The organism is Mycobacterium uberis, assembly GCF_003408705.1.
Lineage (GTDB): Bacteria > Actinomycetota > Actinomycetes > Mycobacteriales > Mycobacteriaceae > Mycobacterium > Mycobacterium uberis.
Map to the genome: position 1 here is coordinate 241085 of NZ_QAYL01000006.1, position 22940 is coordinate 264024.

At 55.4% G+C, this 22940-nt stretch carries 19 protein-coding genes and 8 pseudogenes; 18 read left to right on the plus strand and 9 right to left on the minus strand.

All coding sequences use genetic code 11. The features are described 5' to 3' along the window. Positions 1-402 precede the first annotated feature (402 nt). Positions 403-1083 (minus strand): annotated as a pseudogene (locus MUBE_RS05560) (TetR family transcriptional regulator). 216 nt (positions 1084-1299) lie between these two features. On the opposite strand from MUBE_RS05560, the gene MUBE_RS18870 reads away from it, so the two are divergent. Beyond that, complete coding sequence (locus MUBE_RS18870) at positions 1300-1431, plus strand: hypothetical protein (RefSeq protein WP_279386667.1); 132 nt, start codon at positions 1300-1302, stop codon at positions 1429-1431. Between the two features lie 732 nt (positions 1432-2163). Further along, the gene (locus MUBE_RS05570) at positions 2164-2688 is read left to right on the plus strand and encodes an SRPBCC family protein (protein ID WP_116539769.1); all 525 of its coding nucleotides are present in this window, start codon (positions 2164-2166) and stop codon (positions 2686-2688) included. Positions 2689-3791: 1103 nt separating this feature from the next. On the opposite strand, the pseudogene MUBE_RS05580 reads toward MUBE_RS05570, so the two are convergent. Beyond that, positions 3792-3998, minus strand: a pseudogene (locus MUBE_RS05580) (TOBE domain-containing protein); the annotation flags it as partial. Between the two features lie 133 nt (positions 3999-4131). Here MUBE_RS05580 and MUBE_RS05585 point away from each other — a divergent pair. Beyond that, entirely contained in the window at positions 4132-4476 is a 345-nt protein-coding gene (locus tag MUBE_RS05585) for a hypothetical protein (protein WP_116539770.1), read from the plus strand. 1318 nt (positions 4477-5794) lie between these two features. Here the strand turns inward: MUBE_RS05585 and msrA are convergent. Next, the gene (gene msrA / locus MUBE_RS05595) at positions 5795-6322 is read right to left on the minus strand and encodes a peptide-methionine (S)-S-oxide reductase MsrA (protein ID WP_116539771.1); all 528 of its coding nucleotides are present in this window, start codon (positions 6320-6322) and stop codon (positions 5795-5797) included. A gap of 174 nt (positions 6323-6496) precedes the next feature. Here msrA and MUBE_RS05600 point away from each other — a divergent pair. From MUBE_RS05600 to MUBE_RS15610, 5 genes and pseudogenes are all read left to right on the plus strand, one after another. Continuing rightward, positions 6497-6969: pseudogene (locus MUBE_RS05600) on the plus strand (nuclear transport factor 2 family protein). Then, positions 6944-7418, plus strand: a pseudogene (locus MUBE_RS17410) (Rossmann-fold NAD(P)-binding domain-containing protein); the annotation flags it as partial. The pseudogenes MUBE_RS05600 and MUBE_RS17410, both read left to right, overlap by 26 nt. 362 nt (positions 7419-7780) lie before the next feature. Continuing rightward, positions 7781-7891, plus strand: a complete 111-nt coding sequence (locus MUBE_RS20005; RefSeq protein WP_116539773.1) for a class I SAM-dependent methyltransferase — start codon at positions 7781-7783, stop codon at positions 7889-7891. 258 nt (positions 7892-8149) lie between these two features. Next, positions 8150-8377 (plus strand): DUF427 domain-containing protein, encoded by a 228-nt coding sequence (locus tag MUBE_RS17415; protein WP_243632860.1) that lies wholly within the window; start codon positions 8150-8152, stop codon positions 8375-8377. A gap of 957 nt (positions 8378-9334) precedes the next feature. Next, positions 9335-9547, plus strand: a complete 213-nt coding sequence (locus MUBE_RS15610) for a DNA glycosylase family protein (RefSeq protein ID WP_165849697.1) — start codon at positions 9335-9337, stop codon at positions 9545-9547. Here MUBE_RS15610 and MUBE_RS17420 read toward each other — a convergent pair. The 3 genes from MUBE_RS17420 to MUBE_RS17430 form a co-directional block, all read right to left on the minus strand. After that, on the minus strand, positions 9544-9729 hold the full coding sequence (locus MUBE_RS17420) for a hypothetical protein (protein ID WP_341537700.1): 186 nt from the start codon (positions 9727-9729) through the stop codon (positions 9544-9546). The genes MUBE_RS15610 and MUBE_RS17420 overlap by 4 nt on opposite strands. Positions 9730-9935: 206 nt before the next feature. Further along, the gene (locus MUBE_RS17425; RefSeq protein WP_243632861.1) at positions 9936-10103 is read right to left on the minus strand and encodes a chloride channel protein; all 168 of its coding nucleotides are present in this window, start codon (positions 10101-10103) and stop codon (positions 9936-9938) included. A 104-nt stretch (positions 10104-10207) separates the two neighbouring features. Continuing rightward, on the minus strand, positions 10208-10387 hold the full coding sequence (locus MUBE_RS17430) for a hypothetical protein (protein ID WP_243632862.1): 180 nt from the start codon (positions 10385-10387) through the stop codon (positions 10208-10210). 534 nt (positions 10388-10921) lie between these two features. On the opposite strand from MUBE_RS17430, the pseudogene MUBE_RS20710 reads away from it, so the two are divergent. The 5 genes and pseudogenes from MUBE_RS20710 to MUBE_RS17435 form a co-directional block, all read left to right on the plus strand. After that, positions 10922-10993, plus strand: a pseudogene (locus MUBE_RS20710) (class I SAM-dependent methyltransferase); the annotation flags it as partial. A gap of 69 nt (positions 10994-11062) precedes the next feature. After that, a pseudogene (locus MUBE_RS20010) lies at positions 11063-11533 on the plus strand (class I SAM-dependent methyltransferase); the annotation flags it as partial. 58 nt (positions 11534-11591) lie between these two features. Then, the gene (locus MUBE_RS05635) at positions 11592-12524 is read left to right on the plus strand and encodes a class I SAM-dependent methyltransferase (protein WP_116539775.1); all 933 of its coding nucleotides are present in this window, start codon (positions 11592-11594) and stop codon (positions 12522-12524) included. Between the two features lie 173 nt (positions 12525-12697). Beyond that, the gene (locus tag MUBE_RS05640) at positions 12698-14158 is read left to right on the plus strand and encodes an aldehyde dehydrogenase family protein (protein WP_243632877.1); all 1461 of its coding nucleotides are present in this window, start codon (positions 12698-12700) and stop codon (positions 14156-14158) included. Between the two features lie 457 nt (positions 14159-14615). Continuing rightward, positions 14616-14984 (plus strand): MDR/zinc-dependent alcohol dehydrogenase-like family protein, encoded by a 369-nt coding sequence (locus MUBE_RS17435; protein ID WP_243632863.1) that lies wholly within the window; start codon positions 14616-14618, stop codon positions 14982-14984. 1294 nt (positions 14985-16278) lie between these two features. Here MUBE_RS17435 and MUBE_RS05650 read toward each other — a convergent pair. Both MUBE_RS05650 and MUBE_RS05655 read right to left on the minus strand, forming a co-directional pair. Next, positions 16279-17124, minus strand: a complete 846-nt coding sequence (locus MUBE_RS05650) for a tyrosine-protein phosphatase (protein WP_116539777.1) — start codon at positions 17122-17124, stop codon at positions 16279-16281. 1 nt (position 17125) lies between these two features. Next, positions 17126-18346, minus strand: a complete 1221-nt coding sequence (locus MUBE_RS05655; RefSeq protein ID WP_116539819.1) for an acyl-CoA dehydrogenase family protein — start codon at positions 18344-18346, stop codon at positions 17126-17128. 132 nt (positions 18347-18478) lie between these two features. On the opposite strand from MUBE_RS05655, the pseudogene MUBE_RS05660 reads away from it, so the two are divergent. The 4 genes and pseudogenes from MUBE_RS05660 to MUBE_RS05675 all read left to right on the plus strand — a co-directional run bounded on the left by MUBE_RS05660 (position 18479) and on the right by MUBE_RS05675 (position 21947). Next, a pseudogene (locus tag MUBE_RS05660) lies at positions 18479-18961 on the plus strand (DUF1348 family protein). A gap of 131 nt (positions 18962-19092) precedes the next feature. Continuing rightward, positions 19093-20187 carry a Re/Si-specific NAD(P)(+) transhydrogenase subunit alpha gene (locus MUBE_RS05665; protein ID WP_116539778.1) on the plus strand — a complete coding sequence of 365 codons (1095 nt, stop codon included), beginning with the start codon at positions 19093-19095 and terminating at the stop codon, positions 20185-20187. Continuing rightward, positions 20188-20526 carry an NAD(P) transhydrogenase subunit alpha part 2 gene (locus MUBE_RS05670; RefSeq protein WP_116539779.1) on the plus strand — a complete coding sequence of 113 codons (339 nt, stop codon included), beginning with the start codon at positions 20188-20190 and terminating at the stop codon, positions 20524-20526. Further along, complete coding sequence (locus MUBE_RS05675) at positions 20523-21947, plus strand: NAD(P)(+) transhydrogenase (Re/Si-specific) subunit beta (protein WP_116539780.1); 1425 nt, start codon at positions 20523-20525, stop codon at positions 21945-21947. The genes MUBE_RS05670 and MUBE_RS05675 overlap by 4 nt, the downstream gene beginning before the upstream one ends. A gap of 29 nt (positions 21948-21976) precedes the next feature. Here MUBE_RS05675 and MUBE_RS17440 read toward each other — a convergent pair whose 3' ends face one another. Continuing rightward, positions 21977-22102, minus strand: coding sequence for a hypothetical protein (locus MUBE_RS17440; protein ID WP_116539781.1), 126 nt, complete (start codon positions 22100-22102; stop codon positions 21977-21979). 175 nt (positions 22103-22277) lie between these two features. On the opposite strand from MUBE_RS17440, the pseudogene MUBE_RS16300 reads away from it, so the two are divergent. Then, positions 22278-22908 (plus strand): annotated as a pseudogene (locus tag MUBE_RS16300) (TetR/AcrR family transcriptional regulator); the annotation flags it as partial. Positions 22909-22940: the final 32 nt, after the last annotated feature.

Below are 22940 nucleotides of genomic sequence, written 5' to 3' on the forward strand. Positions count from 1 at the left end.
GAAGCAACGAAGTCTGAAATGTGTCGTATTGCGAACATTTCGGTTTCAGCGACGGCTGTAAGATTGTGCTACCCAACGGCGACCTAACGATGTGAGCGCTATGGCGAGCTCCGCGGTAACAGCTCTAACGAACAGGTATCCGCGGACCATCTGGACGACGCAGCGTGATCCGCGTTTAATCGCTGACGGCTAGGGTAACCGTTGCGTATGGCCTCGTGGATTTGGCTGCAATGAGGAAGGCCAGGTGACTCGCTGAGTGCGAGCGAATCCACCGATTCCGACGAGCTTCGCAACGACGACGGCAACGTTGTCGTAGATTCACCCGAGGACTGGAGCGAAGCCCGACAGGTTCGAAATGACTAGGTATACGAAGTGCTCGACGGTTAGTTGGTGTTCGGCTGGTCACTGCGCGGAGGAGGCGAACTCCGTTAGGGGCTGCTTCACCAAGCGGCTACACTTAATAATGATCATCCATAGCTGCTTAACTGCGATGCGTCGGATGTCTTCGAGCGTTTCGGAATTCTGAGCGTCTTCGATCTCCTCAGCGATGACGATCATTGCGTTAACGAACAACGTCTTAAGCGCATTGAGCTTTTCGGTTCTCCGGGTGTTAAGTCCTGGGAAACGTGCAAGATCGGCAGCCAGCTCGGAAGTGATCAGTTGGATCTCATAGCACAGAGACACCGCCAAAGCGCTCCCGGCCGATAAGGAGCCAGTGCTCATGTCGTTCGACGCCATTGGTGACCAAGACCTGAACGGATGACTCGATCACCCAGCTTGAGTCGAACTTGCCGACACGTGCTCCACACATCATATCATATAAGGTACGAAATGACGCGTTGATCAGGACCAGTCCGAGGGCCTCCATAAACTCGAAGTTATGGTGGAATTGTTGCCGGCACAATCCCGGTCTTCGGGATTACCTCACGCAGGCTCAAGCCACTGAAGATGAAAAATTACAGCAGATTGAGTGTAGCGGGCGATGCTAGTTTGCCGGGTCGCCTCTTTACGCGCCTTACGGGACGGGATTACGCGGTCGCAGCCAGATCGATGAGACCGTGAACTAGGAAGACGATTGTTCACTGTATGAAATCTATCACAGAGTCGCATTAACTACTTGATGAATTGTGCTATTCAGTCAAAGCAGTGTGTAGCTATTCGCTAAAAATCCGGACATCTTCCGGGAGGATGTTCCGGAAACAAGGCCTGGATTGAGACCCGGTACACTTAAATGCCTAGTACGGCATTGACGGCTATATTGGCGATTGGTGGAGTTAATATAGGCGCTGGGTACCACACGTGCCACGGGCACTGACGACGCCGGGCCAATATGTCAACATTGTGGTTGGTATCGACGGTCGGCGGCACACTCGTTTCTGTTCACCGGCTAATGCCGAAGGTGCCGCCAAGCTCAAACCGACGATCGGTTGACATACCCGTATGGGCAGGCCCACCGCGGCATGATCGTCGACCGAGCTGGTGTCGGTGGCGACTTCGTGTTATTCGCACGCCAATCGCGTCGGGTCCTGTTCGTCTCCGCCCGGCGTGGTGTTTTCCTGGAGGGCAGATGCTTTGGTTGAGTCTGTCCGCTAATACTGCGTGAATATGTTCACGGAGAACTTCGTGCCGCGGTATTTGAGCTGTCGGCCAATCCTTCTGATGGATGAATAATGTTTGCGAACAGCAGTATTAATGTCATCAACGACGGTCACTCGTTGCTGTATCGAAGCATTTTCTGTTGCTATTTCCTTTATGGAACATAGGAATACATCGTCAAGGAGACGAAGGATTTAATGTCGCGACATGTGCTACTGTTATCTGTTTTTCGGCTCGGCGAACTTTACCAGCGACAAAATCTTCCACGTGCTGTCCAACAACCTGTTGTATCAGAGCAGGCAACATCTGCTTTCGGACATGGCAGTTCGTAGCTATTCCGAAACCATCGGTAAGATGCAGGGGGTTTGCACATGTTGCGGTGTCCAGTACAAATTGTAGTTCGCTATTATCCCAGTTCGGCACCATCGTGCGCAAGATTGTCACGCTGAGACTCCCGCAGTCTCCAAAATTTCCTTCAATGTGGCGTGTAAATCGAGTCAAGCTGGCAGGCCGAGTTCCCGCCGGTGCCATAAACCGGGAGTGTTGCCGCGGGCCGGTCGGGGGACAATGGGGTTCGTGGAATGGACCGGTGCACACTATGCCGACAAGCCAGCTGTGCAAGCATCGACATGGATTGACGCAGATCCGCGGCGGGTCTGGAGCCTGGTTTCCGATATTGAGTTAATGCCGACGCTGAGTAATGAGCTGCAATCCGTGGAATGGATCGATGGCGCTGACCGGCCCCGGGTCGGCGCCCGGTTCGTCGGATACAATGCACATGACGCGTTCGGACAATGGAGCACAACGTCACAGATCATCGCCTGTGATGAATTGCGAGAATTTGCCTGGGCAGTTGGTGAGTCGGACAACCCGTCGGCGACGTGGCGATTCCGATTGGCACCTCATGGTGGTGGCACCGCGTTGACGTTTTCAACGCAGATGGGCCCGGGTCGCTCAGGTCTGTCGGTGGTTATCGACGCAATGCCCGACAGGGAACGAAAGATTGTTTTCGTGCGGCTGCGGGAGTTCGAGGCGGCGATTACCAAGACCTTAGCGGCGATCAAAAGGCTGGCCGAACACGGAGTGCGCTGATACGCACCAGCCACGATGCTCGCAGTCCAGCGAGACGTGGGTATGGCTACTGTGCGGCTCTATCGCGCGGGTGACACACTCGAAGCCAAGCGGCGTGTGTTGGATAGAGCCATCGAACCGATCTGCAAAATTTAGTACACCCATGCGACCATGACCTGATTTTACGCTATCATGTCCCCAAGCCTTCCTAATAGGTATCAGTGGATTATTTTGCAGTGTAAGAGGTTTCGAAAAATCGAAAAATAAGCTACAGCAATGTATTTCGTCGTGCCGTGTGTGTAGGTTATGTGGTGTGTAGTTTCCTGGTTGAACGAGGGTGCAAATAGGTTTGCTCTCCTGACGTTCCAGCTTATCGATACCCAACGGCAAATTTTCGAGTATTATAATCGTGCCGGCTGAACGTGATAGGTTGGGGTGTCTGTGTAAAAACAACTTCAGCTAAATGTTTCGATGTCGACGTTTTGGCAGCCGAGATGAGCGGGTACCTGCTTGCGCAGTCAACGCGGATATAGCAGTGGGTCCGATGGTCGGTGAATCCACGCCTTCCCGACACCCACCAACCGGGTCCCCATTGATCAGGCAGTGCAGAGACTACTCGAACGTTGTTCTGCGGCCAATAATGGCGTCAACACCGCATCGGCCAAGATCGCGGCCTGCTTCAGCGAGACATTGTTTGGCACGTGCCCTAGGCCAGCCCGCTTGTGCCATGGTGTATTCGGTCCAAGTGCCATCTTAAGCAAATGTCATCAGCTAGATTCGCGTGCGGTTCACTATGTCACATCGACGGTAGTTCTGGCATGCTTAGCATGGCTGACCTGTGGCGACCATCACTCGGTAGCCTTCCGCCCAGCCGGTCACGTCAGGGTCCAGCTTCTTCGCTAATGATGTCTGACGCTTCGTGGCCTTGCATCACCACCGGTGTTTTGGTCGAAAATGTTCCATTCATCAGACTTAGGCCCGGATGGCAGATCCCGCAGAAAGGAACCTTTACTTAAGGTTTCATCGCTTCTCGGCTCCGGAATTGGAAAGTCTTTCGGAGTAACTTTTAGTGTACGCACGGAAGCGCTTGGCGCGCATGGTCGGCGCCATGTCGGTAGTTCGTTGACCCCTATCGTTATTTCCGTCGACTTGATGAACACCGTCGCAGACTGACCAAAAGCCAAGCCGAGTTCGACTGTGGCATCTTTGGTGACTGAGGAAGTGAAGACCTGATTGCCGCCGTCAAGCTGGATTTTCACGATTGCCATCACAGTGCCGAGGTCAACTTCAGTGATGAAGTCGTTGGGCTGGCTCCGAGTCAATAGCCGCATCGTAATATTTCGTGTTTCGGATCATTTTTGATAAGCCTAGCCCGGCGATTCTGTGGGCCGGGATGGCTCAAGCAAGAGTTGGGCAACTTGGCTTCCTATGGTACTTAATGGTCAATATTTAGGGCCAAGTAACGTGATCGACGTACCCATGGCCAGCTCCGATAATTTCCTGGACGGACCGTCCATCTTCAACGGCAAGTGCGGTCAATTCACACAGATGCCCAACAAGATACCTGCGAGCGGCGCAGTCAACGGCGGCAAACCAGCTAGCTGCAACCTCAAGCTGACACCGAGATTGATTCGCAAGCTGGACAACAGTTTGCAATCTACGGCGCTGGACGGGGCGACAGAAAATACTTATCGACGAGAGCGCAAAGCCACATTAGAACATGATACAGCTCCCCACGTCGGGATGCTGATTTTGGAGACCGCGTCGGCATTCGTTTTAGGTGTTCCTGCATCCCAGCTTTGGGGCTAGTAATCGTCGGCTGGAGTAGGCTAAGGCAGCACAGTGTGAAATTCGGACCCCTTGTTAGGCTTGGTATCCCGGAGTACTTCACCAGGAAAGACTCGTGATGCACCGCTGCATCACTCCGATCTGCGGTCACGTTGGGAGTGCCATCGCTATGAGCACAGTAGTCACCGCCCCACCGGCGTCGCTCGCGGTGAGGTTGCCTCCATCGCTTGGCTGCCGACAATTTGGCAGAGCTTGTCTTTGTGGCGTCACGACGTAAGTACTCCGATATACAGTTATATTGTCGTTATTGTTAGTCCGCAGTTAGCCAAGCATATTTTCCCCACTAGTACAGAAGAGCTGGTCAAAATCCAGCAGAACCTGAACAGGTTGTTCAGCGCCGACTCGGTCTTCCTGCTTGATGGCGAGGCTCACCGCCGGTAGTGGCGGTTATTAGCGCAGCCGTTGCACGGCAAGAGCATGAAGAACTGCGAGCACATTATCAAAGAAGAGAAGTTATGGGAGAACGAGAGTTGGCCTCGAGGCCAGCTTTTTGTCCCGCTGCCGTTGACGAGTTTGATCACAATCAATGCCATCTTGCGCGTGGTCGTCGGTGCCCGGCGGTGCTGAACTAGACGAGCTACGCCCTATTCTCCCGCCGCGAGTCACCCTAGGCTCACGTCTGGCCGCTACGCGAAAACCCGAACGTAACTTTGATCGCTACAGTTTGTGGGGATAGGCTTTACTGGTTACGGTGTTGTCATGCAAGGATATTGGTGGCTAGCAGTGTTAACTGCTAGCCACCGGACAGGAAATCACCGCGACTATTCTGGGTTTGGCCTTCGAACGGTTGAGTCAGTATCCTCAAGTGTTAACGCCGCTTGTCGATGAGGCCGGCAATGCCGATGAGGGTACCAGACGTGAGCTGTGCCAGGCGACGACTCTGGAAGTCTGGCGTACATCGACCGTCGCTCGGCGCGTCTATCACGCCTATATGCCAGCTCAGCGAATAAACCATAGCACGAGAAGATTCAATCTTGTTATGCACTATGTAGATACACGAAAATCCTGAAATTTTCCCAGATCTGGAGCGCTTCGATCCGTAGGCAGTACGTCGGATGCAAGCCGTCCTCTTTCGTGTGAATTCCGATCAGGGGAGGCACACGCTGCTGTATGGGGCACATTTGTGGATATAGTGCTTCAAACGACCGTTGCACCACTTCACTACCGATACTGCCGTAATGCTTGGCGAGCGGTGGCACTCACGAGGGGTTGCTTATATTCCTAAGGATGGTAAGCGGATTGTCGTGCGTCGATGTTGGCCTCCTCGAGTCTTAGCCGATCAACTGTCGGATTTGGAGTCGGCAGCGGCTTGCCGTGACAGTTTCCAGTCGGGGCGAATAAAATGGCAAGTGTAACCGTTGGGGTAGTGCTGCAGGTAGTCCTGGTGTTCAGGTTCGGCTTCCCAGAAATCCTCAGCGGGGCTGACTTCGGTTACCACTTTGCCGGGCCATAGACCGGAGGCATCGATGTCGGCGATAGTGTCCAGCGCAATTCGCATTTGCTCGCTATCAAAGTAGAAGATTGCTGACCGGTAGCTGGTACCCCGGTCGTTACCCTGCCGATTTCGTGTTGTCGGATCATGGATCTGGAAAAAGAATTCCAATAGCGTGCGGTAATCAGTAATCGCTGGGTCGTAGATGATCTCGACGGCTTCAGCGTGCATGCCGTGATGATGGTATGTCACGTTGGATGTTTCGCCGCCGCTGTAGCCGACCCGGGTCGAGATCACACCAGGTTGGCGGCGGATAAGATCTTGCATTCCCCAGAAACATCCGCCGGCAAGGATCGCTTTTTGGGTGCGTGCCATTGCTTGTCCCTCCCTAACTGGCCTTACCAGCGCATGGTGGCTGGGGCCGACAACGTTCGCTATTTCAGGATACACTCCAGCGGTGAGATGTAACGGGACTTGGAAACCGTATATACGATCAAATTATGTCAAGAAGATTCTCCTAGCCAGCACTTTCTGAGTGCCTGCGTAACCATCCCGCTGTTCTCTCGCAGTGAACTGCTCGTCACATTTGAGAAGTTCGAGAAGACGGTCGTTCGCGCCGCTGAAACAGGAAACTGGGATGCTCGGTCCGCTCAGTACACACCGGACGTTGAGTACATCGAGCATGCGGTGGGCACCATATGGGGGCACGAGTACGAGTAGGTGTGTGCTTGAGTTTAGCAGACGATGAGGACTTTTCCGGAGAGTTACATGATTGTGTTTCCGTTGTTGTGGTCAGTTATCGACGAACCCGCCGGACGCATCATCATGCGAACTGGATAACCCTATACTCGATCCCGAATGACGGTATCGTGATCAACGTGACGAATATCTTTATCGCTACCTACGTCGGTAACAGCCAGTGGTATCGTCAAGAAGACATCTATAACTCGCTGCGCTTCGCGCGGGTGGGAACGCAATGGTTCTGCAATACGCAGGCCCTGGGAACGTTCAACTACGACTAGGCTGCAAGCTGAGGATTTGGTGATGTGTTACGTGGTCGATGCTGGGTGTCCTACCGTCGCAATGTGCTTCTCGACGATGTGTGGTAGGGGAGACTAGGGCCGCACCCGCATGACGCCTTCATTTTCATTGCTGGCGTGGTTTTCGGCAAGCTGCCATTTCTGATGAACGGCATCAAGCTGTAAGTTATCAGCCTCGACGATGCCGTTCGGGTAATGATTTTCGCGGGTGCATTGGCTAACGATACCTAATCTCTGAACGGATGACTCCGTTGTGGGACGTCGTGAACATTGCGAGTGCCTTAGTGCTGATGTTGAGCGATTGGGGGGTGTTGGGCAACTTGCGATCTCGACTTGCCGGCAAAGACACTGAAGTCGGCCTCGCGTCAGTGCGAATGATACGTGCCGAATCCGAGATTGACCACGGCAAGGCCGTGCGAGAGTTGGATTGGAGTCGTGTCCGGTCGAGGATATTGATCCACTAGGCCATCCGATTCTGAGTTGTGATGCAATACCGCTCGAATAGAGTATCATTGCTCTACCAGAATAGGGTTCGTGTCTATAGAGCAGGTGCGTGTCGCACTTAACCGACTTGCCCTAGACCGTGCTGGCAATGCTGTATACTAAAGTACTCGACGTCGACGCGCGCCATGCGATCCTACGTGGCCGGTATGCTAAGGCAGTCGTGGAGCAGGGCGACTATTATTGGGAAATAACAACTATCAACGCACGTCGGGTATCGTCAGTCGCGATTTGCTCCGCACACTTCGACAATTGGACGCGTCGATAACTGGCAGCGCATGATGAAACGGTGATGCTGCACGTGGGTTGTGGTCTGGGCACCCGTGTGTATCGGCGGGATTCTGCTGCAGGTGTGCACTGGTATCACATCGACCACCCCGAAGTCATCGAGTCGTGCCAATAGCGCATATCCCGCTTACGCGAATTGTCGGATGTTTTTGGCGTCGGTGACGGACTTGCACTGGCTGACGGGAATACCGGCCGAGTGTTCATCTTGCTCACCGCTAACATTGGGAAGTTGTTGAGAGCCGGCTGGTGTTGTACAAGGCGTTTGTGTTTGAGGATGTATTAATCACAAGTCATCGTTAACTCCTAGAATCTAATGTTGGGTATCTGATCACAATTGAGCCAATATTAGAGAGACAGGTCTAAGTTTGGGTTGATGGTGAGCTGGTCGGGGACACGACCGCGGCGTTGGTATTACGGTAGGGTAACTTCTTTTGGGGTGCAATATATTTCGTTAGGCTATATAGCACAGCATCGGCTGTCCCACACCGACACCAGTACTTGCTGCCTGTTCAAAAGTGATGTCAGCTATTACCGCATGACCACAGTTGTCGATGACATCGTCGACGATGCGATCTGGACGTATGAAATTCGTATTCGGTAGTTGCAACGACCGCTAGGCATCTCGCTTTCTATTGTAAAAAAACCGAAGTCACCGTCTTGCCGTGATAACCGTGACTAGAAGAACGCTAACACCAACGAGCGAGTATCATTATTATTCGCAGATGGCCACGATCAGTCCATCGCGGGTATCGAAGGTACAGATGAAGGGGCTGTTGTACCGGCTGCCGGGAGTGGCGTTGTTGACCTGCCCCTAATGACCACGGTGTCACCTTCGTTGACACAGCAAATTAGTTAGACGGTGATCTCGGAGATCTGTTTGTACTGTTCGATGGTGTGCCGCAGAGGCCTGCTTATCGAACTAATCACGGGTGACGGTTTTTCAGTAGATTTGAGTTACCGTTGAGCAACGCGAAGCCTTGGTCGAGATCGCTACATTTGCACAGACAGTGCAAGCACATCCACGCCAGTTCGGCCTGTGGGTCGTCGAACGGCGTCATCACGTCGCTATTCTGTTTTGGGAGATAGTTTCCGCCAGGATACCTTTGTCGAATCTTTGATTTGTTGGAATTTGGAATTATGTGGTGAAGAGCGTACATACTGTTATGTTTCCCGGGACGGCCAGCTTCGAGCACACTTTGACGCCGCTGCGGCGGGGTCCTTAGGATCCGTGTTTTCCGGCCCTTGATTATGGCATGATCTGGCGAACCAGTCGCTTGGCCGCAGGGTCCGTCGCGGCGAGGATCAGCCGTGTGGCTGCTACCTTCGTCTATTGAGCGGCATCGGGCAGTGGTGCTGAAGAATTCGTCGAGATGCTATCTGCGATGCTCGATGTCGATGCAGGTACCGCCGTCGGCGCAGGTGCGGCAAGACATCCCGTCATGCGAATTTTACCGCACCAATGTTGATCTGAGGCGGGTTCAGACAGTGGTGAGCTGCGTGCGCCGAGTGGCGTCATTGGAACGATTGATATCATGACTGATAGTGGTAGGCGCGCGAAGTGTTGCAGTCGCTGCTGGGGGTTGGTGCGTGGACTGCTGCCGAGATCACGCAACGGGAGTTTGGTGATGTCGACTCTGTGTCGTTGGATGATTGCTATATTCTGAAGATGATTGGCTTGACACTGCTGGGTCATCCGATCGATAACGACGTTATGCTAAAGTTTTTTGGAGTCGATACGACCGGATTGCCATTGGATAGTTTGGCTATTTAGAAGCTGAGCCTCGTAGAGGTGACGTTGGTGTTTGACATCACCAACGATGCGATCCCAACCTTGAGGATAGCTCTTGGAACGACCGAAAATGAACCGGTCATCTCGGCGACCATGGTCATGATGGTCACCGGAGAACAGGAGGCACCGTTGAAGCATGTCATCGTGCCGACCACGTCAAACATCCCTGGGCCAGATAGTCCAGGCAATTTGCAGTAGCCACCAGATTGTGGCTACGACAAACGCCCTAATTCACGATTCCGGGATCTAACGAGGACACCGAAGTCGCCGGTACCGATGTGGCGAAGATTTTAGCGATCGGGAATGCTATGACGAGCCACAACGGAATCGCCATTCACTATCCCTGATCGGCAGCCAGTTGTGCTCAGCCCTACCTACTGCCTAAGGCCTGGAGCATCAACAATTCCAGCATACCGACTAGGAGTCCACCCAGCGTGGGCTTGAACACCAGCCCGCTGTGAAGCCGTCGAGTTCTTGTCACCGACGCATGGAAGATTCGGACGTATAGGTAGCCGACCGCGACCAAACCGATCACCACAAACCACAGCAGCGGCCACCCTACTTTCGAAGAGCTGTTAGGCTTCGATGTAGCCGAACATCAGGTTAACTACCAAGATCGCTCTGAGCACCGCTTACTCTAAGTTATAAAAGTAATGAATCCCGGGGTCGGGATGCGGTAGTCGAAGAGCCGATCGATGCCACCAATACCGCGTCGTCTAGTAGTATGACGAAGGTCCTGCCGATACCCAGTGTCACTGCGGCTTTGCCGTCTTCGTCGGACAGGTTGAGCCGTCGGGTCAGTATCGAAGAGGAGCCCGCCAAGATTTGAGCCTTCGAGCTCTTGGTTCAGTGTGACCCCCGGAGTCAATTTTGGGCCCGCTGGACACCAGCCTGACCAAATACCACCCTGCCGCGGATGACATGCAAATCGCTATGTGCTGCCTCAATTGCTTTGTTGGTGCCTTGACCGGTGGCTTCCGGAGCGAATCCGGCTACGATCAATGCTGATAATGGTGTCCTAGCTGTGGTCACTACGGGATCGCTCGTGGGTGTTGGAAGCCAGCAGAGCCGTAGTTGCCACCCTCACCGATTGGCGTGGAGCTGTGGCTGCATGCCAGGCAGCCGAGCAGAAATTCCCCGGTGTATCGCAGCGCGAATCGAATACGCCAGCTCCGAGACTGGCGATGACACCAATCGCAGTGCCTAGCAGGAACCACTTGCGTGGGTAGCTCGAGTCCCTGATCGACATGCCGAACCGCCTGCCTGCGGCTACGAGCTGGGCCGCCGCCGGCTACGGTTCACCCTGGGCTGCCGCACTCACGGCATTGGCCTGACCCACGATCCTCAGGTGGTCACATTGGCGCCCAGGCGTACCGGTTGAATTGGCTGCCGTGCACTGCGGTTTACGAAATTGACCAGCCCAAGGTTCTCGAATACATAGAGCGGAATTCTGCAATGGTTTATAGTGTAAAAACCACTACTGGGCACTGCCTGGTCGTGGTGAGTTCTGCGCGCTGGTTGGCCAGCTGCACTAACCGTGGTCGGATTCGACCGACCCCAAACCGATCGCATTGCTAGCCGAGAGCTTACTGCCGTATCTGCCCAACGACGTAGTCAAACTGGCTTTTCGAGATGGTTATTGCCCGAAGTGCACCGGGTAGTTAGATCGCTGTCTAGGTGTTCAGCTCGAATTCGAGCGGTAACTTTCAGCGATGGTCGTGTATGCGAGACTGGTTCGGTCTGGACGCCAACGTTCCAGAGCTCATCTACCACGAGCCTGACCGGTCGGATACCACGCAGTGGCTGGTCGACCACGGCTGGCAGGTGTGCAGCGTAAACAATTGGGACGAGATGGCCCGGCTTGGCCGCCCAATACCGGAAGACTTAGCCGCCGAGGCCGTCCGCATCCGCAGTATGCTGCTGCGAGCGCATCCATGTCGGACCACCCGACGAATCACCACTCAGTAGGATCTTATTAAGAAACTCAGTAGGATCTTATTAAGAGCGGGAGCACGCGATGAGCACAATGCGGACCCATGACGACACTTGGGACATCAAGACCAGCGTCGGCACTACCGCGGTGATGGTGGCCGCCGCCCGAGCCGTCGAAACCGATCGGCCCGATGCACTGATCCGTGACCCTTACGCCAAACTGCTGGTGACTAACACCGGTGCCGGTGTCTTATGGGAAGCCATGCTTGATCCGTCAATGGTGGCCAAGGTGGAAGCCATCGACGTCGAAACTGCGGCCATGGTCGAGCACATGCGTAGCTACCAAGCGGTTCGGACGAACTTCTTCGACAGCTACTTCCACAACGCTGTCACCGATGGAATCCGCCAGGTCGTGATCTTGGCGTCCGGGCTGGATTCTCGCGCCTACCGGCTGGATTGGCCGATTGGTACCACCGTGTACGAAATTGATCAGCCTAAGGTGTTGGCGTACAAGTCCGCGACGTTGGCCGCAAATGGCGTGAAACCCGCGGCTGATCGCCGTGAGGTGCCCATTGACTTACGCCAGGACTGGCCGGCGGCATTGCGAGCCGTGGGCTTTGACCCGTCCGTTCGAACGGCTTGGTTGGCCGAGGGGTTGCTGATGTACTTGCCTGCCGATGTCCAGGACGGGCTGTTCACCCAAATCAGTGAGCTGAGCGTGTTAGGCAGCCAGATTGCGGTTGAAACTTTGCCTCTGTACGGCGATGAACGACGCGAACAGATGCGCGTGCTGTTCAGGAAGGTGGCCAATGCGCTTGGCTTCGAGCAGTCTGTCGACGTGCAGGAGCTGATTTACCACGATGAAAATCGGGCGGTCGTTGCCGACTGGCTCAACTGCCACGGTTGGTGGGCCACCGCTCAAAGTGCGCCGGACGAGATGCGCCGGGCGGGCCGCTGGGTCGATGGTGTGCCGATGGCCGACGACAAGGATGCATTTGCCGAGTTTGTGACAGCTCAGCGGTTGTGACGACGCACACCGCAAACGATCCCTGGGGAATTGTAGCCAGTGTTGGGGGATGCTGGTAGCGCTGATCCCGGTTGGATCTTCCTACTGCTGGCCCAGCCAGGTGATTAGGATCGCAGTTAGCGCCGATGAGCGCTATCGCGGAAGGCGATAGGGAGCTGCGGGAAGGAAGAGTCCTGATGATCACCGAATCAACTGCGCCGAAGGCATCCGCTTCCAAGAGCGAGGTTCCCTCGTACGCTCCACCGGCGATCAGTAGTGCTGCTACTGTAGCGCGGCTTCGTCAGACGTTTGCCAGTGGACGCACTCGTAACGTCGAGTGGCGTACGCAGCAGTTGTGTGCACTACAGGCAATGATGACAGAGAACGAGGGCACGATTGCCAAAGCGCTCGCTGACGATCTAGACCGTAACCGGGTTGAAGTATATATCGCCGACATTGCAACGACCGTCAGCGAAGCGAAGTACGCGACCAAAAAAGTGCGCAAGTGGATGCGACGTAAATACCGACTCCTCGAGGTTTCGCAGTTACCTGGTCGTGGCTGGGTAGAGTATGAACCGTATGGGACCGTGCTGATTATCGGTGCCTGGAACTATCCGTTCTATTTGACGTTGGGACCAGCGGTCGGGGCCATTGCGGCGGGAAATACGATGGTGCTCAAGCCGTCAGAGATCGCAGCCGCTTCGGCAGACTTGATGGCTGAAATCGTTCCGCGTTATCTGGACAACGATGCGATCGCGGTGATCGAGGGCGATGGCGCAGTCAGTCAGGAACTGATTGCGCAGGGCCTGGACCGCGTGATGTTCACCGGCGGCACCGAGATTGGCCGTAAAGTTTACGAAAGTGCGGCACAGCATCTGACCCCAGTCACCCTCGAGCTCGGCGGCAAGAGTCCGGTGATTGTGGCCCGTGACGCCGACATTGACGTGGCGGCCAAGCGGATCGCTTGGATCAAAATCCTGAATGCCGGCCAGACGTGCGTGGCTCCCGACTACGTGTTGGCCGACGTGACGATCCGCGACGAACTCGTCAACAAGATCAGCGCCGCTATCACCAAGTTCCGGTCCCAAGACGATCCGAGCGGAATGCGTATCGTCAACCAGCGCCAGTTCGATCGGTTGAGCGGTTATCTCTCGGAGGTGGAATCCGCAGCTGGAGAAAAGGGTACGATTGCTGTGGGCGGTAAGTGTGACGTGTCGACACTGCGTGTTCAGCCGACTGTTGTCGTCGACCCCGATCCGGAAGGCACGTTGATGACAAACGAGATCTTCGGACCGATCCTGCTGGTGCTTACTGTCCAATCCTTGGACGAGGCAATAGGTTTCATTAATGCGCGACCTAAGCCACTGTCAGCATACCTGTTTACCAAGTCACGTCAAATCCGTGAACGGGTGATCCGGGAGGTGCCGGCGGGTGGCATGTTAGTCAACCACCTCGCCTGCCAGGTGTCGACGGCGAAGCTGCCGTTCGGCGGTGTTGGCGCGTCCGGCATAGGTGCTTACCATGGCAAGTGGGGATTCGATGAGTTCAGCCACCGCAAGTCGGTGTTGACCAAGCCGACTCGGCCTGACTTCTCGGGAATCATCTACCCGCCTTACACCAAGCGAGCTTTCAAGCTGACTCGCAGGTTGTTCTGACTGTTGTTTCCCCCGAATCGCTTTCGCAGAAGAGAGCCTGATGTCCGGAGTGCAAGGCCGTGTCATCGTTGTCACCGGATCCGGTGGAGGCTGGGGCGAAAAGCCGGATTCAAGTTGTAGAGCCACATGAAAAACTATCTTGTATAAGAGAGTTTTTCGAGCAATCCAGGATGTTGTCCACTGATATAGACAACATTTCCGGCAATGGTAGCAATGTTGTCGCCGATTTTCGTGACGGGGATAGAAACCGAGGGTCTCGTACAGTTGGCACGGTCTGGTTTGGGTTTGCATGTGGGCGAATGGGTTTCCGCGCTTGGAGTGTTTCAAGGCTATGTGGAACAAATGGTCGTTTCGGTGGCTAGCGCGATCTGCAGTCCCGTAGAACGGGATGATGCTGAAGTGGTAGTGTTGTTGGCTAACTATCTACCATGTGTTTGTCTTAGCTTGTCGCTTCGTAATGAGGTCAACTGGCAGCGTGTTGGTGTTAGGCGCTGCCGGCGGGGTTGACGCGGTGGCAGTCCAGATCGCCAAGGTGATGAGCATGAAACAAATGATAACAGTGGTGTGCCGCGCGAACGCAGCAGAATATGTCTCGTCGTTGGGTGCTGATGTGGTGGTGCCGTTGACTGATGATTTGGGCGCAGTGGGTGCGGGGATATACCTATGGCCGTGGTGTGGAAATTGCCGTAGATCCCGTTGTGGCGCGGCCTTCGACGAAGCGATTCAAGTGCTGACCACCGACGGTAATCTATTGACCATCGGCTTTGCCGTGGGCGTCCCCCTATCCTTCGGGTTAATCGGTTGCTGCTACGCAACGTCAGCATGATGGGTGTGGCGTGAGGCGAGTACCTAAACTCAGGTCCTAGGCTCGGCAGCCTTGTTCTCCTAGGGCTTGGGTTAGCTGGTTTTCTTTGACCTGACATAGCTTCCGCTGCAATGTTATCCATTGTGATAAGCGCAGGTAGCGTTGCAATGTATAGCTGATGCGCGGGTGTGCTACGCAAGCTTGTCCTCGAGCCTTAGAGAGCGTTTAAGAGCACCTGAAGTTCGAAACCTCCCGGCAAGGGCATACAACGCGGTGTTAGCGGTGATGTGAGCGCCTAATGTGTAGATCAGGTCGTTCACGGGGTCACCGTCGAATTCCTATTCTACCTCGCTTAGGAAGCGATTAATGTCTTACTATGGCAATAGTGGTCACGAGCTTATTGGCGATATCCGCTGTCGGAAGCAGAATTGCGTAGGCATTGGCGGCTGCGTTCGTGATGTTGTTGGTGATGATGGTGTTTGCCGACTGCAGGACTTGGATACAGCTGTCAGTAATAACGTTTGGCGGCAGGCTACTTGTCGTACGCCAGAACCGTTGCTGAAGCCGCGGTTTCGGATAGACCGGGAGAGCCGGTTGATCCGGCGATCTTCGCTTAGGTTCCAAATCTTTTCTGGGCAGTTTATAGAATCCTTAGCAAGACGGTGCCGCGAGCTATTCGGACACTGAGGTCAACAACGCCGAAACTGTCTTTTGATCTAGCTGAACGTTCTGCTAGCATCGAGTCGTCAACGCCATTGACAGCAGCCGTTACTCGTCCGAGGAACAAAGAATAACGAGATGTTTTAAGCAAAGGATCCGCCGGAGGTTAGCTCTGCTTGCATAGACAGTGGTGTGGATCCGGGCTAGATGGAGTGGCTTGGTTGCCCAGGTGGATGGCACGTTGAACGCTGCTAGAGAAGTGGTTTAGGTCTATCGGCTATACAGATGTTTTAGGTGGACACGCCGGTTTACGAGTGCCTGGTTGTCGTCGGAAAGCTGGCCTGGACTTGCTGGCGCATGGCTCGATGTCATCTCAGGCGCCTATATCCTGAGCTAGGCGCAATATAAGTGAACCCGCAGTTGATCCTCAGTAGCTTAGCTCAATTTCAGCTGTTTACCACAAACAACGTATTAGCAGTTAAACACTGTGATGATCGCTGGCCTTGAGAGGGAATATCAGGGGTTCTGCCTCCACAAACAACATCGAAGTCTTGTGTTGGTCTCAGTCCAAAGCGACTGGATGTGGTCCGTGAGGCGTTTGCGCTGACGCCTTTTTCGGCGTTCCAGGAGTGCGAATGGCCCTTGTAGAGCTTGCTTAGCCCAGCAGCGCCCTGTGCAACTGGTCGATGTCGGCCTTGGTGATACCCGCGTCTCGTAGGTAGCTGTCCAGTGACCCGTAAGCATCGTCAATCGTTTGCCGTGCGGCGGCCAGATACTCCTCACGTACATCTATAACCCCGTCGGATAACTGGGCCGCGGTGAACGTCATAACTTCTTGGGCCAGTTCTCTCTCAGAGTGCTGTTGGATCATCTCGGCGACACGCATCCGTAGCTGTGGCGCGGCGTCATTACTGCGCAGGAAATCGGCGACAATGCTGTCGTGATCAATACCAATCGTTTCCAACACCGTGGCGACAACGAAGCCGGTGCGATCTTTGCCGGCGAAACAGTGCGTCAGCACCGAGCGACCCGCGGCCAGTAGTGTGATGACGCGGTGCAGCGCGCGTTGAGCCCCGTTCCGCGTTGGGAATTGGCGGTATTCGTCGGTCATGTAGCGTGTAGCGGCCTCATTAATGGATTGGTCTGAATCTTCCGCTACGGCGTTGGCTAGGAGTTGCTTAAAGGTGTGTTCGTTCGATGCTGCGTCATCGGTTTTGGCGCTATGACCGGTTTTGGGAGTGGCTAAGTCTGGGAACGGCAGAAGATGGATCTCAATGCCGTTGGGCACTCGTCCCGGCCCACCACGGGAGACTTCCCGCGCAGCGCGCAGGTCGGCAACGTCGGTGACCCCCAGCCGGTGCAGGGTCGTTTGGCCGTCGTCGTCGAGCCGGCTCAGCTCGCTGGAGCGAAACAGCCGCCCGGGTCGCAATAGTGCTCCTATGCTATCGGAAACATCACGAAAGTTCCATGCGCCCGGTAGTTCCCGGCTAACTTCGGCCATGTTAGGTGACTGCCACAGCAAACGGAGATGTCCACTGCTCTAGTTCGACGCGAGCAACTGATCGCATGTGCACTTCGTCGAGTCCGGAGAAGAAGCGCATCACGCTATGCCAGGTGTAGAGCCGGGCCAGCACGGCATCGTCGCTGACGCCGGCGGTTCCGTGTACCTGGATTTCGTGGTTGATCACGTAACAGGTCACTTGCAGGGCCACCGCCTTGATCACCGCTACCAGGTGCTGTGTCGTTTTGTTGCCGTGCTGGTAGATAGTCCACGTCGCCTTCTCACACAGCAACCTGACTTGATCAATTTCTTTGTGGGATTTAGCAACTAGGTGCTGAACGACACTCTGATCAGTCAGCGTACAGCCGAACGCCACTCGATCGCGGACGTGGTCTACCATGAGCACTAGTGCACGTTCGGCTCCACCCAGCGCACGCATGTAGTGGTGAATGTGGCCGGGCCTGAGCCGGGCTTGTGCGATCGCGAAACCGCTGCCCTCTTCGCCGAGCAGGTTGGTTGTCGGCACCCGGGCGTTGTTGTAGACTAACTCGCAGCGGCCATGCTGATACTGCCAGTCGAGCATCGACGTCAGGCGGATGATTTTCACTCCGTGGTTGTTCATCGATGTTAGGATCATCGATTGCTGGTGGTGGGCGGTTGTATCGGGATTGGTGCGGCCTATCGTAATCAGAATCTGGCAGCGTGGGTCGGTTGTCTTGGACATCCACCATTTGCGGCCATTGGCGATGTAATCGCCGCCGTTGCGCGAGATGGTGGTTTCGGTATTGTGAATGCCATTGTTGGCGGTCTCCGGCAATATCGAAACGGTGCTGCGGATCTCGCCGTCCAGCAACGACTGTAACCACTTCGTACGGTGTTCGTCGGTGTCGAGCATGTACAGAATCTCTATGTTGCTAGTGCCCGGCTTCGCGCAGTTGAGTGACTCGGGCCCGATTGCAAGACTCCCGCCGATACGCTCGGTTAGCTGCGCGTATTTCAGGTTGGCCAATCCCGATTTCGCAGGTAGGAACAAGTTCCACAGACCGCGCTCTTTGGCCTTGGTCTTCAGTTTCTCAATGATTGGCGGCACCATTTGGTTTTGCGGGCCGGCCTCGTGGTGGTATTGGCCGTAGTTGGTCTCGACCGGGAGGATGTACTCCATCATGAAGTCGGATAGCCATTGGTGACAGTAGACGGCCTTGACCGACATCGCGAAGTCCATGTCCGCCACGATAGGACACGTCCCGTGTCACTTAGTTTCCGGTTGCTAGTGCGACATTGAAACGACGATGACGATTCGCGCTTCGCGACTCGTGAACGTGCATGATAGACGTTACGAGTTGAGCCTTGACCGCTGTTTCCGTCGTTCACCGTAGAAACCCGCGATCCAAAAAGTTCAGGCCACAGAGGATGCCTTGAAACATCCGCAACCCGGACCATGTGAGCTTGGGCTACACACTTGACCCAAAATGGCGGAACCGCAGTAAAAACATTGTGGGCAAGGAGGAGATCATAGCGTTTCTGATGCACAAATGGCAACGCAAACCCAACTATCCGCTACGCGAGACTTTGTGGGACTGTCACGACAATCGCATTGCAATCCAATTCCAGTACGAATGGCGTGATTACACCGGTTAATGGTACCGCAGTTACGGTAACGAATTGTGGGAATTCACGGCGTTGGGCTTAATGTTGCGTCGTGGAGACAACATTAACAATTTGCCGATCTCCGAATCCGAGTGCTATTAGTTCGGAGCGCGCTCCCGTGTCTGAGCACGACAAAAGCATTCCCTATCTGGCAGCGACGTCAGACTCGGCGACGATGCATTCTGGGTAGTGCAGCGAACCAGAACTGAGCAATCAGGTTAGGGTATCTGAGTATGCTCAGCAATCAGCCTACTAGGCGATCTAACGATCAGCAACAGGGCAGCAAGACCAAGAATAATAAGGAAAGCAGATGTAAGCATCATGACAGAAGCGCAGACGACGGTTGGTGTGGTCGCTGAGTCCGGGTCCGAAGAGCGGCGCGTTGCGTTGGTGCCCAAGGCGATCGCGTCGTTGGTGAACAGCGGTCTAGCGGTAGTGGTCGAATCCGGCGCGGGCGAAGGCGCGTTGCTTCCCGACGAGTTGTACACGGAGGCCGGCGCTCATATCGGGGATGCGTGGGCTACCGACGTCGTCGTCAAAGTGGCACCGCCGACCGCAGCCGAGGTCGTCCGGCTGCACCGTGGGCAGACGCTGATCGGTTTCTTGGCGTCGCGCAACGCCGATAATTTAATTGGCACGTTGAAGCAAGCCGGTGTGCAAGCGTTCGCGCTTGAGGCCATCCCGCGTATCTCGCGGGCACAAGTGATGGATGCGCTATCATCACAAGCCAACGTAGCCGGGTACAAGGCGGTTTTGCTTGCGGCTTCTGAATCGACCCGGTTCTTCCCGATGCTGACGACGGCTGCCGGCACGGTTAAGCCGGCCACTGTACTGGTGCTCGGCGTCGGGGTGGCAGGCCTGCAAGCGCTGGCGACGGCCAAGCGCCTGGGCGCGCGCACCACTGGCTATGACGTCCGTCCTGAGGTGGCCGATCAAGTTCGGTCAGTGGGTGCACAGTGGCTAGATGTGGGTATCGACGCTTCCGGTGCGGGCGGATACGCCCGTGAGCTCACCGATGACGAACGCACTCAGCAGCAGAAGGCATTGGAAAAAGCTGTCAGCGGATTCGACGTGGTGATCACCACAGCGCTGGTTCCGGGCAAGCCCGCGCCGCGGTTGGTGACTGCCGCGGCGGTGGAGGGAATGAAGCCCGGCAGCGTGGTGGTGGATCTCGCCGGGGAAACCGGTGGCAACTGCGAGCTCACGGAGCCTGGGCAGACGGTGATTCGGCATAACGTCACCATTGCGGCGCCGCTGAATCTGCCTGCGACGATACCAGAGCACGCCAGCGAGCTCTACAGCAAGAACATCACGGCGTTGTTGGACCTACTAATCAAGGACGGCAAGCTGGTCCCCGACTTCGACGACGAAGTCGTCGCGGAGTCCTGTGTGACCCGTGATCGAGAGGACTCCTAGATGTACGACGAGCTGTTGGCCAACCTGGCGATCCTGGTGTTATCCGGGTTTGTCGGGTTCGCGGTGATCTCGAAAGTCCCCAACACATTGCATACCCCGTTGATGTCGGGCACCAACGCTATCCATGGCATCGTGGTGCTCGGTGCGCTATTGGTGTTTGGAGAGGTTGAGCACCCATCCCTTGCTGTGCAGATCATTTTGTTCGTAGCGGTCGTATTCGGCACGCTGAATGTGATCGGGGGATTCATCGTAACCGACCGGATGCTGGGTATGTTCAAGGGTAAGAAAAAGGTTTCGGCCGTCAAGGCTGAGAAGGCAGGAGAGCTGGCAGCCAAATGAACTACTTGGTGATCAGCCTCTACATTCTCGCGTTTACACTGTTCATTTACGGCTTGATGGGTCTGACCGGGCCCAAGACCGCGGTGCGTGGCAACCTGATCGCCGTGGTCGGCATGGCCATCGCCGTCGGAGCGACGTTGGTTAAGATCCGGCACACTGACCAGTGGGTTCTGATTCTTGCTGGTCTGGTCGTTGGTTTGGTGCTCGGCGTACCGCCGGCCCGCTACACCAAGATGACCGCGATGCCCCAGCTGGTGGCGTTCTTTAACGGCGTTGGCGGTGGGACCGTCGCGCTTATTGCGCTGTCGGAGTTCATTGATACCAAAGGCTTTTCGGCGTTCCAGCACCACGAGTCGCCGACCGTACCCATCGTGGTGGCGTCGTTGTTCGCCGTAATTATCGGGTCGATCTCGTTCTGGGGGTCAATCATCGCGTTCGGCAAATTGCAGGAGATCATCTCTGGAGCACCGATCGGCTTCGGCAAGGTCCAACAGCCGGTCAACCTACTGTTGTTGGTCGGGGCTATCGGCGCCGCGGTGGTCATTGGCCTGGACGCGCAACCCGGATTCAGCGGGGCGTCGTTATGGTGGATGATCGGGCTGCTGGTCGCCGCCGGCCTATTAGGCTTGATAGTGGTGCTGCCGATCGGCGGCGCCGATATGCCAGTAGTTATCTCAATGCTGAACGCGATGACCGGCCTGTCGGCCGCGGCGGCCGGTCTTGCGCTGAACAATACCGCAATGATTGTGGCCGGCATGCTAGTCGGCGCTTCCGGCTCGATTCTGACCAACCTCATGGCCAAGGCGATGAATCGTTCCATTCCTGCGATCGTCGCAGGTGGTTTCGGTGGCGTCGGCATGGTATCCAGCGGTGACAGCGGCGGCGACAAGCATGTCAAATCCACTTCGGCTGCTGATGCGGCGATCCAGATGGCATACGCCAACCAGGTGATCGTGGTGCCGGGTTACGGCCTGGCGGTCGCGCAGGCCCAACACGCTGTCAAGGGCATGGCGTCCTTGCTGGAGGACAAAGGCGTGCCGGTGAAATACGCGATACATCCGGTTGCTGGTCGGATGCCCGGACACATGAATGTGCTGCTGGCCGAGGCGGAGGTCGATTACGACGCCATGAAGGACATGGACGACATCAACGGTGAGTTCGCCCGCACCGATGTCGCGATCGTCATCGGCGCCAATGATGTTACCAACCCAGCGGCACGCAATGAGACATCCAGCCCGATCTACGGTATGCCGATCCTCAATGTGGATAGGGCGAAATCGGTGATCGTGCTCAAGCGGTCGATGAACTCCGGATTTGCCGGTATTGACAACCCACTGTTTTATGCAGATGGTACCACCATGTTGTTCGGTGATGCCAAAAAGTCGGTGACTGAGGTCGCTGAGGAACTGAAGGCGCTGTAGCTGTTAGGAGGCTGTGGTGTCGTAACGTTCTAGATGGGCGGATAGACAGGCGGTGGACATCCGTTACCATCGGTAACCCCGCGGAAGCCCCAGGTTATGTACCTGAAAAAATATTCGATTTCATCGCTCATATCGTAATCAGGACTTGGGTCCATTACACTGCCTCTCGATTCGCGACTAGTTCGCTCAGGAGTCTAATCCATTCCGCGTGGGCACGACAGGCAGCGGCCTCTTGCCTAAAAACTGTCCAACTAGTTGATTGGTAGTGGCTTTAGTCGGGCTAAGTGTGACCCGCCGGCAACGACGATAGAGTTACGATAGTGAGTACAGATGGCACCAGACAGCCAGGCCACGGGGCTGAGCCGCCGCGAGGAGTTGTTGGCCGTTGCCACTAAAGCTATTTGCGGCTCGTGGTTACCATGGGACCCGTATGGACGATGTCGCCGATGTGATCGGGCTGAATAAGGCGACAGTGTAACACTACTACGCCAGTAAGTCGCTGATTCTTTTCTATATTTACCGCCAGGCTGCCGAAGGCACGCTTGCAGCCGTACACGACGATCCATCCTGGACGGCCCGCGAAGCGCTTTACCAGTACACTGTTCGAATGCTCACCGGGATCGCGAGCGAGCCGGAGCGGGCGGCTGTGTACTTCCAGGAACAGCCGTACATCACCGAATGGTTCACCGCCGAACAAGTCGCCGAGGTCCGCGAAAAGGAAGCGCCGGTATACTGGTACGTGCACGGCCTGATCGACCGCGGCATTGCCAGCGGCGAGTTTTATGAGTGCGGTTCGTACGCGGTGGCATTGGGCTATATCGGGATAACGTCGGGTAGCTATCGCTGATTACGGCCGAGCGGACGCCGCACGGCCAAAGAAATCGCAGCTGAATTCAGCACCGCGCTGCTACGCGGACTGATCCGCGATGAATCGATACGCAACCAGTCTCCGCTAGGGACAATAAGTTCAAGATTGGCGGAACGAGATGTAAG